The following is a 13,591-nucleotide window of genomic DNA, read 5'->3' as shown; positions in this document are numbered from 1 at the left end:
ATGGATCAATTGCGCGCGATGCGGGTGTTTGCCCGCGTCATCGACGAGGGCAGTTTCGCGGGCGCCGCCCGTGCCCTCGACCTGGCCCCCGCGGTCGTCACCCGGCTGATCGCCGAACTCGAAGAACACCTCGGTGCGCGGCTCATCCAGCGCACCACCCGCAGCCTGGCGCTGAGCAGCGTGGGCGAACGCTATCTGGAGCGTGTGCGCCACATCCTGGCCGATGTCGCCGAGTCCGAGTCGCAGGTGCAAGCGGTGCCGGAGTCGCCACAGGGCAACCTCCGGGTGATGGTGCCCTCGGCCTTCGCCGTGCACCAGCTCGCCAAGCACCTGCCCACCTTCCATGCCGAGTACCCGCAGGTCACGCTGTCGCTGACCTCCACCACCGAGTTCAGCAGCCCGGACGACCGCCACGACATCACCGTGATGGCGCTGCGCGATGCGCCGGAAGGCGACTTCATTGCGCGCCAGCTCGCACGCAGCGAGGTCATTCTGTGCGCCTCCCCCGGCTACCTCGACCGCGCGGGCCGACCCGACACGCCGCAAGCGCTGGAGCGCCACCAGTTGCTGCTGCCGCCAACGTCGATGGTGCAGCGCGATGTCACCTTCGTGCATGGGGATGGCCGTGCCACGGTGCGCGTGAGCCCGCCGCGCCAGCCACTGCTGGCGACGGCGCACACGGACACGCTCTGCGCCTCGGCGCTGGCCGGGCTGGGCATCGCGGGGCTGATGTCCCTGGTGGTGGAGGACGCGCTGCGCAACGGCACGCTGGAGCGGGTGCTGCCCGGCTGGCACGCAATGCGCTTCGGCTTGTGGCTCACGATGCCTGCGCGCAAGCACGTGCCAGCGCGCACACAGGTGTTCTGGGACTTCCTGCTGCGCACCTTCGGCGGCGAGGACCGCGACCCCTGGCAGGCCCATCCACGTTGCAGCGGAGTGCCCTCACCCGGTTGAGGAACGCCGCCGACGCGGCCCGAACGCGGTCCACCACAGCGCCAGCGCCGTGCCGACAACCTGGGCGCCGTAGGTGAGCATGCGTCCGTCGCGTCCGAGCCACACCAGGAAGATGATCTGGATCAAGACAGCCGCACCCGCCGCGGGCAGCGCCAGCCGGCTCCAGCGCACAGCCCGCAGCGGTCGCCACCAGGCCAGCTTGCACAGCGATGCCGCGATCAGCCCGAGGCCGAGCGGCGCGAGCAGGAAGTTGAACAAATGCCAGATCGCGTCGAGCGGACCCATGGTTTCAATCCACGCCCATTCCGGGGCGAATGCGGGAGCGCCAAGGAAAGCACTGGCCAACGCGGAATCTTACAATCGCGCCATGAGCGTCTTTGCCCTCAGCTTGAACCACCACACCGCGCCGATCGATCTGCGTGGCCGTTTTGCGTTCACGCTGGAGCAGATTCCGGCCGCACTGCATGGATTGCGCGATGGGCTGCACCGTGCTGCACCGGAAGCCGCCCTGCTGTCCACCTGCAACCGCACCGAGCTGTACATCGCCACCGGCCCTGGCGACAGCCGGGCGCTGGTGCGCCCGACGCTCGAATGGCTGGCCTCCCACGGCAAGGTCAGCGCCGACGAACTGGTGCGCCACACGCATGTGCTGGAGCGCCAGGAGGCCGCTCGCCATGCGTTCCGGGTGGCGTCCGGGCTGGACTCGATGGTGCTGGGCGAAGCGCAGATCCTCGGCCAGATGAAGCAGGCCGTGCGCGAGGCCGACACCGCCGGCACGCTGGGCACCACGCTGCACCAGCTCTTCCAGCGATCCTTCTCGGTCGCCAAGGAAGTGCGCACCTCGACCGAGATCGGCGCGCACTCGATCAGCATGGCCGCCGCCGCCGTCCGGCTGGCCGGGCAGTTGTTCGAAGACCTGAGCAAGATCCGCATCCTCTTCGTCGGTGCGGGCGAGATGATCGAACTCGCCGCGACCCACTTCGCCGCCAAAGCCCCCAAGCACATCACCATCGCCAACCGCACGCTGGAGCGCGGCGAGAAGCTGGCGAGCCAGTTCGGCGCCGAAGTGATGCGCCTGTCGGATCTCCCGGCGCGGCTCCATGAGTTCGATGCCGTCATTTCCTGCACCGCCAGTTCGCTGCCGCTGATCGGCCTGGGCGCCGTCGAGCGTGCGTTGAAGGCGCGGCGGCGGCGGCCGATCTTCATGGTCGATCTGGCCGTGCCGCGCGACATCGAGCCGGAGGTCGCGCAGCTCGACGACGTCTACCTCTACACCGTCGACGACCTCTCCGCCGTGGTGCAGACCGCGGGCGAAAAGCGCCAGGCGGCGGTGGCCCAGGCCGAGGCGATCATCGAATCCGGCGTGCAGAACTTCGTCCATTGGCTGGACCAGCGCGCCACCGTGCCGCTGATCCAGGCCGTCAACGCCCAGGCCGAGCACTGGCGCCAGACCGAGGTGGCGCGTGCCCGCAAGCTGCTGGCCAAGGGGGCCTCCCCCGAGGACGCGCTCGACGCCCTGGCGCGCAGCCTGACCCAGAAGATGCTGCACGGCGCCCTCGCCGAGCTGCACAACGCCGATCCCCAGCAGCGCGCGCAGATGGTCGAGGCGGTGACACGGCTCTTCCTGCGCGGCGACCAAGCCCCCCGATGACCCCGTTCCTGCGCCTGCAACTCGATCGCCAGCTTGTCCGCCTCTCCGAAATCGACGCCGCGCTGGCCGATCCGCAGGTCGTGTCGGACCTCAACCGCCTGCGCGCCCTCAACCGCGAACACGCCCGTGTCTCGGCGCTGACCGACCGCTGGACCCGCATGCAGCAGCGTGAGCAGGATCTGGCCGAAGCCCGCCAGATGCTCGACGACCCGGAGATGGCGGGCATGGCCAGCGACGAAATCGTCTCTGCCGAAGCCGACATCGCCACAATCGACGCCGAGTTGCAGACAGCCCTGCTCCCCCGCGACGCCGACGACGACCGCAACGCCTTCCTCGAAATCCGCGCCGGCACCGGTGGCGACGAATCCGCGCTGTTCGCGGGCGACCTGCTGCGCATGTACCTGCGCCACGCCGAGCGGCAAGGGTGGAAGACCGAGATCCTGTCCGCCAGCGACTCGGACCTGGGCGGCTACAAGGAAGTCGTCGTCCGCATCGAGGGCGAGGCGGTCTATGAGGCGCTGAAATTCGAATCCGGCGGCCACCGCGTGCAGCGCGTGCCGGCCACCGAAACGCAAGGGCGCATCCACACCAGCGCCTGCACGGTGGCCGTGCTGCCCGAGCCGGACGAGGCCGAGGAAGTCACCCTCAATCCGGCCGACCTGCGCATCGACACCTACCGCGCCAGCGGCGCCGGCGGGCAGCACATCAACAAGACGGATTCCGCCGTGCGCGTGACCCATGTGCCAACCGGACTCGTCGCCGAATGCCAAGACGACCGCAGCCAGCACCGCAACAAGGCGAAGGCGCTGGCCGTGCTAGGCGCCCGTCTGCGCGACAAGGACCGGCTGGAACGCCAGGCGAAGGACGCCGCGACCCGCAAGGGTCTGATCGGCTCCGGCGACCGCAGTGACCGCATCCGCACCTACAACTTCCCGCAGGGCCGACTGACCGACCACCGCATCAATCTGACGCTCTACAAGCTTGGCGCAGTGGTCGAGGGCGATCTGGACGAGGTGGTCGCCGCGCTCAAGGCCGCCCGCGCCGCGGAGCTGCTGGCCGAGATGGAAGCGCAAGGGTGAACGTCGCCGAAGCGCTCGCACGCGCACGTGCGCTCGGCCTGCCGCGCAGCGATGCGAACGTGCTGCTCAGCGCCCTGCTCGACCGCTCCCGCACCTGGCTGCTGACCCACGACGACGCGCCGCTCGACGCCGGGCAGCAGGCGTGCTGGCAGGACTGGCTCACGCGCCGCGTGGACGGCGTGCCGGTGGCGTACCTCACCGGGCAGCACGAGTTCCACGGGCTGCTGCTGCACGTCACGCCCGACGTGCTCGACCCGCGGCCGGACACCGAGACGCTGGTGGACTGGGCGCTGGAAGTGCTCGCCGGCCTGCCGCCGGGTGCGGCGGTGGTCGATCTGGGCACGGGCAGCGGCGCGGTGGCGCTGGCGATCCGACACCGGCAGGCGGAGGCGCAGGTCAGCGCCGTCGATCTCAGCCCCACGGCGCTGGCGGTCGCACAGGCCAATGGCGAGCGGCTCGGGCTGCCGGTGCGCTGGCGGCTGGGGGCGTGGTTCGCGCCGGTGGCCGGAGAACGCTTCGATCTGGTGGTCAGCAACCCGCCCTACATCGCGGAAGGCGACATGCACCTGCCCGCGCTGCGCCACGAGCCAACCCTGGCTCTGACCTCCGGCGCCGACGGGCTGGACGCGATCCGGCAGCTGATCACCGACGCCCCGGCACATCTGCACCCCGGCGGCTGGCTGCTGCTGGAACACGGACACGACCAGGGGCCTGCCGTGGCTGCATTGCTGCAGGACGCGGGGTGGTGCGGCATCGACCAGCGGGCCGACCTCGCCGGCCACTGGCGTTGCACAGGCGCACACCGCCCATCCCCTGAACGCATCGAATACCCAATTCCTGCCGCGGTGCCTGGCTTTGCCGAACAAGCGCATCCCTTGCGCCACACCGGACCAGCACACAAGAAGTTACAGGCGTAGCATGGTCTGCACCGCTGACCGGAGGACACCATGGACCGACCCGCACGCATCCTGCCCTGGGCACTGAGCCTGTGCTGCCTGACCGCGCTGGCGGCCGGGCCGGGTGACCGTGGCGAGATGGACCAACCCGGCCTGCGCGCCCCGTTCGTCGGCGTGGTCCGCACCAGTGGCAGTCCGCTGCGCTGGCGTGTAGCGGCCGACCACTACTTTGCCCCCAGCCTGGGCCTGCGCGCCACGGGAGGTCTGCAAGGTCCGCTGGGCAACGACACCGTGGTCCGTCTGGGCACCACCCAGCACCGCGCCATGCCCTATGTCGGCCTGGGCTACAGCACGGGGGGTGTCAGTGCCAACCGCTGGGGTGGCTGGGGACTGTCGGCCGACATCGGCGTGCAGGCATCGGGCAGCAGCGACCTGCAGCTCGGGGTTTCCTACGCCTTCTGACGGCCATTCACCGTTTTGCCGTATAAATCGGGGCTGTTTTCCCTAACGCCCTGCGCACAGCCCATGTCCACACCCACGCACCAGAAAATCGACACCCTCGTCAAAGGCAACCCGGTTGTCCTGTTCATGAAGGGTACCGCCCAATTCCCGCAGTGCGGTTTCTCCGGCCGAGCGATCCAGATCCTCAAGGCTTGCGGTGCCAGCCAGATCACCACGGTCAACGTTCTCGAAGACCCGGAAATCCGCCAGGGCATCAAGGACTACGCCAACTGGCCCACCATCCCGCAGCTCTACATCGGCGGCCAGTTCGTCGGTGGCTCGGACATCATGATGGAGATGTACGAAGCGGGCGAGCTGCAGGAACTGGTCCAGTCGGTCAAGCCGGCCTGAGCACTTGACGGCCACTGCGCCTGAGGCGGCCCAGCGCCTCGTCGTCGGCATCACCGGCGCCTCGGGCGCGGCCTACGGCGTGCGGCTGCTGGAACGCGCCCGCGACCTCGGGGTCGAGACGCATCTGGTGGTGACACCCTCGGGTGTGCTCAATGTCCACCACGAATGCGGCCTCGACCGCCGCCAGCTCGAAGCGCTGGCGACCCGCGCCCATGCCCCCGGCGAGATTGGCGCGTGCATCGCCAGCGGCAGTTTCGACACCGCTGCGATGGTGGTGGCGCCCTGCACCATGAAGACACTCGCTGCCATCGCCCACGGCTTCGGCGACAACCTGCTCACGCGGGCTGCCGACGTGACGCTGAAAGAACGCCGCCGCCTAGTCCTGGTGGTGCGCGAGACGCCGTTCAATCTCGCCCACCTGCGCAACATGACGGCCGTCACGGAGATGGGCGGCATCATCTTCCCGCCACTACCGGCGTTCTATCACCGGCCGCAGACCATCGCCGAGCTGATCGACGAGACGGTGGAGCGCGTGCTTCAGCTCAGCGGCATCGGCAACGCGCAGCCCAAACGCTGGAACGGGCTTTGACACCCGTCCCCCGCAGCACCGGCGATTACTCGTCGCGGCCGCCCATGATGCCGAACAGCGACAGCAGCGACTGGAACACGTTGTACAGGCTCAGGTAGACGCCCAGCGTCGCGGTGATGTAGTTGGTTTCCTCGCCGCTCTGGACGCGCTTCAGGTCATAGAGGATGAAGGCCGAGAAGATGCCGATCGCCAGGACCGACAGCGTGATCATCAGCGCGCTCGACTGCAGGAAGATGTTGGCGATGCTGGCCACCAGCAGCATGACCATGCCGATGAACAGGAACTTGCCCATCGAGCCCAGATCGCGCTTGATGATGGACGACAGCGTCGCCATCCCCAGGAAGATCGTGCCCGTGCCGGCGAAGGCCATCATGATCAGGCCAGCCCCGTTGGCCATGCCCAGCACCGAGCCCACCAGGCGCGACAGCATCAGGCCCATGAAGAAGGTGAAGGCCAGCAGCACCGGCACGCCAGCGGCCGAGTTCTTGGTCTTCTCAATGGCGAACATGAAGCCGAACGCGCCGGCCATGAAGACGACGAGGCCGACCATCGGCGACATGGCGCGCGCCAGGCCGGTGCTGACACCAATCCAGGCGCCCAGCACGGTGGGGATCATCGACAGCGCGAGCAGCCAGTAGGTGTTGCGCAGGACACGGTTGCGCTCGGCCACGCTGGGCATGGCCACAGAGCCGAAGCCGTGGGTCTGGAAGAGATCGGACATGGCAGAAAACTCCTTGAAAGGAAACGAACGGGGGACGGGAGCAGGCCGGCAGGCCGGATGCGGGCAGGAAACGGCGTCAGACGCGCCGGGACGGCGGACGCAGCAACCCGGCAAGGCACGGCGCAGGGTGGCCAGTCTGCAGCGCCGGACACGGCGGGAGGTACTCGCCGTCGAAGAGCGGCAGGCCCTCTGCCCTGGCGGGCAGCAGCGGCACATCGGACAGTTCGACCGCTGCGCCGGACTCCACCACAAACACCGACTCGGCAGGCGTACCTTCATCAGACGGCAGGCGTGCGCAGCATGCCTCCATGACCATCACCGCACGCTCGACCACTGCCACCGTCGTCGCAGCCGCCCGCGCGGGGCCGGACAGACCGACACAGAGCAGCAGCAGCGCAGCCAGCAGGGTGAACAACAATCGACGGGACATGGCGGCCGAGTGTAGCGGAGAGCCCCTCACCGTGAAGCGGCAGGGACAGCGGGCAGATCGGTGTATTCCCAGCGCCGCCGCGCCGCCATCACCATGGTCGGATACGGTGCCTGGCCACGGCTGCCGTTGTAGCGCCCGAGCGCCATGAACAGGTCGCCCTTCTCGCGGTCCAGGTAGTGGCGCAGGATCACGCAGCCGAAGCGCAGGTTGGTCTGCATGTGAAACAGCCGCGAGGCATCGCCATCGCCGATCAGGCGTGCCCAGAACGGCATCACCTGCATGTAGCTGCGGGCGCCGACGCTGGAGATCGCGTACTTGCGGAAACCGCTTTCCACCTCGATCAACCCGAGCACCAACGCGGTGTCCAGCCCGGCACGGCGGCTCTCGTACCAGACGGTCTCCAGGAACTCGCGCCGCACGTCGAAATCCGGTTTGCGCTTGACCAGCCGCTGGCTCATCGCACCGAGCCAGCGCAGGTGCGAGAGCCTGGCATCCATCGTCGGGAATTCAAGCCGCGGCGGGGCCCCATCGCCAGCCACCGCCGAGGCCAGTGCCGTTCGAACCGCATCGGCCAGCGGCTCTTCCGCCTGACCGCCCGCCTGCGCCGGCGGCGTCCAGCCCGTCAGGCCGACACTGCCCGCCCAGGCGAGCAGCGTGCGGCGGCTCGGACTCATGCCTGCAAGCGGGCTTTCACGAAGGCGGCCACGTCGGCGGTGGGCACCTTGGTGGCGGCCTCGTCTCGGCGGCCCTGGTATTCGAGCTGGCCTTCCTTCAGCCCGCGGTCGGAGAGGACCACGCGGTGCGGCACACCGATCAGCTCCCAGTCCGCGAACATCGCGCCGGGCCGCTCGCCGCGGTCGTCGAGCATCACGTCGATCCCCGCCGCCTGCAACTCGTCATGCAACGCGTCAGCGGCAGCCTTCACCTCGGCAGAACGGTCATAGCCGATCGGGCAGATCGCTACCGTGAATGGGGCAATCGCGTCCGGCCAGACGATGCCGCGGGCGTCGTGGCTCTGTTCGATCGCAGCACCCAGGATGCGCGTGACACCGATGCCGTAGCAGCCCATCTCGAAGTGCGCCGGCTTGCCGGTCTCGTCGAGGAAGGTGGCGTTCATGGCCTTCGAATACTTGGTGCCGAGGTAGAACACGTGGCCGACTTCGATGCCGCGCTGGATCGCCAGCACGCCCTGCCCGTCCGGCGACGGATCGCCCGCGACGACGTTGCGGAGGTCGGCAATGACGTCCGGCTCGGGCAGGTCGCGGCCCCAATTGACACCGGTGAGGTGGAAGTCGGGTTCGTTGGCGCCGCAGACAAAGTCCGCCATGTTCGCCACCGTGCGGTCGGCGATGACCTTGACGGATTTCTTCAGGCCGATCGGGCCGAGGTAGCCCGGCTTGCAGCCGAAGTGATCCTCGATTTCGGCGAGCGTGGCGAAGCGGAAGCCGCCCTTGAGGCCCTCGACCTTGCCGACCTTGACCTCGTTCATGTCGTGGTCGCCACGCACGAGCAACAGCCAGACCGTGGACTTGACGATGTCGCCCTTGTCGTTCACTTCGTCCGTGGCCATCACCAACGACTTGACGGTTTGCGCCAGCGGCAGGTCGAGCAGCACGGCCACGTCGGCGCAGGTGCTCTTCCCCGGCGTCGCCGTTTTCGTCAAGCCCCGAGTCGCCACGCCGCGGTTGGCGGTCAGCGCCACCGCCTCGGCCAGTTCGATGTTGGCCGCGTAGTCGCTGGTCGGGCAATAGACAATCGCGTCTTCGCCGGTGTCGGCGATGACCTGGAATTCATGCGAGAGGTCACCGCCGATTGCACCGGTGTCGGCCGCCACGGCGCGGTACTGCAGGCCGAAGCGGTCGAAGATGCGCTTGTAGGCGGCGAACATCGCGTCGTAGCTCTTCGCCGCCGCGGCCGGGTTGCGGTCGAACGAGTACGCATCCTTCATCGTGAACTCGCGCCCGCGCATGATCCCGAAGCGGGGCCGGCGCTCGTCGCGGAACTTGGTCTGGATGTGGTAGAAATTTTTCGGCAGCTGCTTGTAGCTGCGCAGCTCCTGGCGGGCGATGTCGGTGACGACTTCCTCGCTGGTCGGCTGGATGATGAAGTCGCGGCCGTGCCGGTCCTTCACGCGCATCAGCTCCGGGCCCATCTTGTCGAAGCGGCCCGTCTCCTGCCACAGCTCGGCCGGCTGGACGACCGGCATCAGCATCTCCACGGCGCCCGAGCGGCCCATCTCCTCGCGGAGGATGGCCTCGACCTTGCGAATCACGCGCAGCCCCATCGGCATGTAGTTGTAGATCCCCGCCCCGAGGCGCTTGATCATGCCGGCTCGCATCATGAGCTTGTGGCTGACCACCTCGGCGTCGGCGGGGGCTTCCTTCTGGGTGGCGATGAAGAACTGGGAGGCTTTCATGGGGCGGGCAGCAGACTCGGGGGAAATCACTGTTCTTGTCGGGTGATACGCGGGGTTGCGATCACCAAGCCCAGTGCAATAATGAATCCAACGTGAAAATTGGGGTCTGATTATGCTCGACCGTGAAGGCTTCCGGCCCAACGTCGGCATCGTCCTGCTCAACCAGCGGAACCAGGTGTTCTGGGGCAAACGCATACGCACCCACTCCTGGCAGTTTCCGCAAGGCGGCATCAAGTATGGTGAATCGCCCGAGCAGGCGATGTTCCGAGAACTCCACGAAGAGGTGGGGTTGCATCCTGAACATGTCCGCATCCTGGCGCGCACGCGCGACTGGCTGCGCTACGAGGTACCTGAACATTTCATCCGCCGTGACGCACGGGGACATTACCGAGGACAAAAACAGATCTGGTTCCTGCTGCAACTGACCGGGCGCGACACTGACATGAACCTGCGCGCCTCCACGCACCCGGAGTTCGACGCCTGGCGCTGGCACGACTACTGGGTGCCGCTGGACGTGGTGATCGAGTTCAAGCGCGATGTCTACCAGATGGCGCTCACGGAACTCGCGCGCTTTCTGCCGCCGCGCCCGAGCGGCCATGTCAACCGCTTTTTGCGCAGTGGCATGCGGGCGCAGCGCAGCGACGATCTGGACGGAGGTAACGATGGCTTCGAGGAACACCCGCACGCACTGGACAGCCTTGGCGGCCTGACCGCTGACCTGAGCGAGCCACCGCGGGCCGAGCCAGAAGGTCTCGTCGTCAAGCTCTCAGGCAGCGCCTGACAACTCCGGCGCACGGGGCAGCCAGCGCAGGGCGGCCTCCGCGCTCACCGGTCGGCTGAACAGGAAACCCTGTGCCACTGTGCATCCCAGCTCGCGCAGCAGCGCGAGCTGGCCACGGGTCTCCACCCCCTCGACCACCACGCTCAGATCCAGCGCCCGCGACAGGTTCAGGATCGAGCGCAGCACCTCCAGGTCCCGCGTCGAGTGTTCCAGATCGGCGATGAAGCTGCGGTCGATCTTCAGTTCGTCCAGCGGATAGCGCCGCAGGCACGACAGCGAGGAATGCCCTGTGCCGAAATCGTCGATCGACACCCGCAGCCCCGCCTGCCGGATCTGACGCAGCTGCTGGTGGGCGCTCTCGGGATCGGCCATGAGCGCGCTCTCGGTCAGCTCGATGACAAACCGGGCCGGATCCAGCCCATGCTCGGCCAGAAGCCGGGCCATCAGGCCGGCCAGACCCGGGTGCCGGAACTGCGCCGCCGACACATTGATCGACATGCGCGGCACCTGGTAGCCTGCGGCCTGCCAGGCCACCACTTGCCGGCAGGCTTCGCGGGCCACCCACAGCCCGATGCCGTCGATCAGGCCGTTCTTCTCGGCCATCGGGATGAAGGCCGCCGGCATCAGCCAGGCCCCCCCCGGACGCTGCCAGCGCACCAGCGGCTCGACCCCGACCACTTCGCCGGTCACGACATCCACCTGCGGCTGGTAGAGCAGGCGCAGCTCGTCGCGCTCGATGGCCCAGCGCAGGCCCATCTCCAGGTGCAGTTGCTGGTCCATCGCGAGCTTCAGCTCGCTGGTGTAGAAGTGGTAGGTCCGTTTGCCCTTGGCCTTGGCGGCGTACATCGCCACGTCGGCCACCTGCAGCAGCGTGGCGCTGTCGCGGCCATTCGCCGGGTACATGCCGACACCCAGGCTGGCCCCGACGTAGAGCACCCGCTCGGACATCGCCAGCGGCGCGCCCAGCAGCTCCACCACACGCCGCGCCATCACTTCGGCCTCGGCCGCGCTGGTGTGCTCGATCAATACCGCAAACTCGTCGCCACCCAGCCGCGCCACCGTGTCGCAGCCGCGCAGGCAGTCGCGCAGGCGCTGCGCAATCACCTGCAGCAACTCGTCGCCGATCGCGTGGCCAAGCGTGTCGTTGATCAGCTTGAACTCGTCAAGATCGACGAACATGACCGCCAGCTGCTCCTTGCGCTCGCCAGCACGGCCGATCGCCTGGCGCACCCGGTCGTTGAACAGGAAGCGGTTGGGCAGCCCGGTCAGGTCATCGTGGGTCGCCAGATACTCGATGCGGCGCTGCGAGGCGTCATAGCGGCCCGGGTCGCTGTAGACGCCGATGTAATGCTGCAAGGCCCCCTGCTCGTCCTGCACCGCATTGATCGACAGGAACGCCAGGTGCAGCTGCCCGTCGCGGCGGCGGTTCCAGATCTCGCCCTGCCACCAGCCACGACTGGCCAGCGCACGGTGCATCTCTTCAAAAAACGGGGAAGCGTGTTGCCCTGACGCCAGCAGCGCCGTGCGCTGGCCGACGACCTCGCGGCTCGCGTAGCCGGTGTCGCGCTCGAAAGCCGCATTGACCACCTGAATCACATGGTCTGCGTCCGTGATGACGACGCTCTCGCCCGTGCGGTCGAACAGCCGGGCCGCCAGCCGCATCTGGGCCTCGGCCTCCTTGTAGCGGGTGACGTCGTGGTAGACCCACATGTGGCCCACCGATTGCCCGTTGACGTGGATCGGGATGAAGTCGCGCTCCGCGACGGCACCACCCTGCATCACCACCTCTTCGGCGTAGACCGGCTGGTCCGCCTCCACGATGGCGGTCAGGCGCGCCCCGGCCGACACTGGATCGGCAAATCCACCGCGGAGCACCGGCAGCATCTGCGGCACCGACAGCCCGCGCAACGCCGCCGGAGTTTCTGTCAGCTGGAACTGGTGGCAGAACGCCAGGTTGGCGAACTCGACCTGGCAATGGCGGTCCAGCACCAGCAGACCCGAATGCAGCTTGTCCAGGATCGTGTACAGGCGCTCGGACGCCGCCAGCAGCTGGGTGCAGGTGGTGTCTTGCAGGGGAAAGCCCACCAACTGGCAGATGGGCAGCGACAAGCTGGTGGACGGTGGATCGAGGGTCTCGGAAGACGACATGCGGTGGAGCGGATGAGCGAACAGAACGGGAATTGCGGCGGGACTGCGGTGCGCATTTTCCGCATTTCGGTCACTGGCTGGTATTGGAGTTGTGCCTCTCGCGAGTCAATTTCACACGAGGTACACGGCCGTGTATGCAGTTGGTCTTCCCGGCCCGTGCCTTCAGGCCGGTGAACGCCGGTTCAGCATCGCAAGCCCGGCCCCGACCCCCAACAGCGCCAGCACCAACGCCGGCGTGATCGCCTCGCCCAGCAGCCAGCCGGCGCAGAGCGTTCCGAACACCGGCGTGAGGAACACGAAGGCCTGCACCTTGGTCGCCGGGTAGCGCGTGAGCAGCCAGAACCACAACAGGTAACTCGCGAACGTGACGATCACGCCCTGGTAGAACAGCGCGCCCAGCGCCAGCCCGCTCCAGTGCGCAGGCCACGCCGAGCCGCTCACGACCGCCGCGATCGGCGAGAGCACCGCCGCCACGCCGAGCTGGTACGCCAGCGTCACTTCCGAAGCGGCACTGCGCAGCGTCGACAACCGGATCGTCACCGTCGTCAGCCCCCACAGCAGCGCCGCACCCAGGATCATCAGGTCACCCTTCCACGAGCCGCCCACTGCGCCCTCGCCGAACGCCATCGCGATCGAGCCGAACGCGACCAGCAGCCCGCCGAACTGCAGCGGCACGAGCCGCTCGCCCTGATGCGCGGCGGCCAGCACCAGCGCGACGATGAAGGGAGACGTGTTGATGAAAACGACACCACGCGCGGCCGTCGTGTACTGCAGCCCGACAAACGCCAGCCCGAACTCGACCGCGAACAGCAGCCCGCACAGCAGCCCCGGCCACCCGGTCCCGTCGGTGAACGACCAGCGGATGCCACGCCAGCGCATCCAGCCCAGCAGCAGCGTGAAGGCGACCACACTGCGGATGGCGAGTTGCACCAGCACCGGCACTTCCGGCATCGCCGCCTTGATCGAGACCTGGTTCAGGCCCCACAGGAAGCAGCACAGCAGCAGGCTGAGCACGGCGGTGGTGTCGAGGTGCGCATGGCGCACGGGGGCCGTCGTGGTCATCGTCGAAGGTGT

At 67.9% G+C, this 13,591-nt stretch carries 15 protein-coding genes; 8 read left to right on the top strand and 7 right to left on the bottom strand.

The window, feature by feature from the left end; genetic code table 11:
* A complete protein-coding gene (locus tag RMP06_RS01655; protein ID WP_310460038.1) occupies window positions 1-954 on the top strand; it encodes a LysR family transcriptional regulator in 954 nt (317 codons plus the stop codon).
* On the opposite strand, the gene RMP06_RS01650 is transcribed toward RMP06_RS01655, so the two are convergent.
* The gene (locus RMP06_RS01650; protein ID WP_310460037.1) at window positions 943-1,239 is read right to left on the bottom strand and encodes a hypothetical protein; all 297 of its coding nucleotides are present in this window, start codon (window positions 1,237-1,239) and stop codon (window positions 943-945) included. The two genes, RMP06_RS01655 and RMP06_RS01650, sit on opposite strands and share 12 nt — an antisense overlap.
* A gap of 82 nt (window positions 1,240-1,321) precedes the next feature.
* On the opposite strand from RMP06_RS01650, the gene hemA reads away from it, so the two are divergent.
* The 6 genes from hemA to RMP06_RS01620 all read left to right on the top strand — a co-directional run bounded on the left by hemA (window position 1,322) and on the right by RMP06_RS01620 (window position 6,021).
* Complete coding sequence (hemA, locus tag RMP06_RS01645; protein ID WP_310460036.1) at window positions 1,322-2,605, top strand: glutamyl-tRNA reductase; 1,284 nt, start codon at window positions 1,322-1,324, stop codon at window positions 2,603-2,605.
* Window positions 2,602-3,684: a peptide chain release factor 1 gene (prfA, locus tag RMP06_RS01640; RefSeq protein ID WP_310460035.1), complete on the top strand. Its 1,083-nt coding sequence runs from the start codon at window positions 2,602-2,604 to the stop codon at window positions 3,682-3,684. The genes hemA and prfA overlap by 4 nt, the downstream gene beginning before the upstream one ends.
* Window positions 3,681-4,601 (top strand): peptide chain release factor N(5)-glutamine methyltransferase, encoded by a 921-nt coding sequence (gene prmC, locus RMP06_RS01635; RefSeq protein WP_310460034.1) that lies wholly within the window; start codon window positions 3,681-3,683, stop codon window positions 4,599-4,601. The genes prfA and prmC overlap by 4 nt, the downstream gene beginning before the upstream one ends.
* Window positions 4,602-4,631: 30 nt before the next feature.
* Window positions 4,632-5,042, top strand: coding sequence for a hypothetical protein (locus RMP06_RS01630; protein ID WP_310460033.1), 411 nt, complete (start codon window positions 4,632-4,634; stop codon window positions 5,040-5,042).
* Between the two features lie 63 nt (window positions 5,043-5,105).
* On the top strand, window positions 5,106-5,432 hold the full coding sequence (grxD, locus tag RMP06_RS01625; RefSeq protein ID WP_310460032.1) for a Grx4 family monothiol glutaredoxin: 327 nt from the start codon (window positions 5,106-5,108) through the stop codon (window positions 5,430-5,432).
* A gap of 4 nt (window positions 5,433-5,436) precedes the next feature.
* The gene (locus tag RMP06_RS01620) at window positions 5,437-6,021 is read left to right on the top strand and encodes a UbiX family flavin prenyltransferase (RefSeq protein ID WP_310460031.1); all 585 of its coding nucleotides are present in this window, start codon (window positions 5,437-5,439) and stop codon (window positions 6,019-6,021) included.
* Between the two features lie 25 nt (window positions 6,022-6,046).
* Here the strand turns inward: RMP06_RS01620 and RMP06_RS01615 are convergent, their stop codons facing one another.
* The 4 genes from RMP06_RS01615 to RMP06_RS01600 all read right to left on the bottom strand — a co-directional run bounded on the left by RMP06_RS01615 (window position 6,047) and on the right by RMP06_RS01600 (window position 9,588).
* Window positions 6,047-6,742: a Bax inhibitor-1/YccA family protein gene (locus RMP06_RS01615; protein ID WP_310460030.1), complete on the bottom strand. Its 696-nt coding sequence runs from the start codon at window positions 6,740-6,742 to the stop codon at window positions 6,047-6,049.
* A gap of 76 nt (window positions 6,743-6,818) precedes the next feature.
* Window positions 6,819-7,172, bottom strand: a complete 354-nt coding sequence (locus tag RMP06_RS01610) for a hypothetical protein (protein ID WP_310460029.1) — start codon at window positions 7,170-7,172, stop codon at window positions 6,819-6,821.
* Between the two features lie 26 nt (window positions 7,173-7,198).
* On the bottom strand, window positions 7,199-7,846 hold the full coding sequence (locus tag RMP06_RS01605) for a lytic transglycosylase domain-containing protein (RefSeq protein WP_310460028.1): 648 nt from the start codon (window positions 7,844-7,846) through the stop codon (window positions 7,199-7,201).
* A complete protein-coding gene (locus RMP06_RS01600) occupies window positions 7,843-9,588 on the bottom strand; it encodes a proline--tRNA ligase (protein WP_310460027.1) in 1,746 nt (581 codons plus the stop codon). The genes RMP06_RS01605 and RMP06_RS01600 overlap by 4 nt, the downstream gene beginning before the upstream one ends.
* Before the next feature lie 112 nt (window positions 9,589-9,700).
* On the opposite strand from RMP06_RS01600, the gene RMP06_RS01595 reads away from it, so the two are divergent.
* Window positions 9,701-10,369, top strand: coding sequence for an RNA pyrophosphohydrolase (locus RMP06_RS01595; RefSeq protein ID WP_310460026.1), 669 nt, complete (start codon window positions 9,701-9,703; stop codon window positions 10,367-10,369).
* On the opposite strand, the gene RMP06_RS01590 is transcribed toward RMP06_RS01595, so the two are convergent.
* Together RMP06_RS01590 and RMP06_RS01585 are read right to left on the bottom strand one after the other, a co-directional pair.
* Entirely contained in the window at window positions 10,355-12,517 is a 2,163-nt protein-coding gene (locus tag RMP06_RS01590) for a putative bifunctional diguanylate cyclase/phosphodiesterase (RefSeq protein ID WP_310460025.1), read from the bottom strand. The genes RMP06_RS01595 and RMP06_RS01590 overlap by 15 nt on opposite strands.
* Before the next feature lie 162 nt (window positions 12,518-12,679).
* Entirely contained in the window at window positions 12,680-13,579 is a 900-nt protein-coding gene (locus RMP06_RS01585) for a DMT family transporter (protein ID WP_310460024.1), read from the bottom strand.
* Window positions 13,580-13,591: the final 12 nt, after the last annotated feature.

It is taken from the genome of Sphaerotilus sp. (assembly GCF_031429695.1).
Classification (GTDB): domain Bacteria; phylum Pseudomonadota; class Gammaproteobacteria; order Burkholderiales; family Burkholderiaceae_C; genus Sphaerotilus.
The sequence above is the reverse complement of the archived record's forward strand: the minus strand, read 5'-3'. Positions and strand labels throughout refer to the sequence as shown.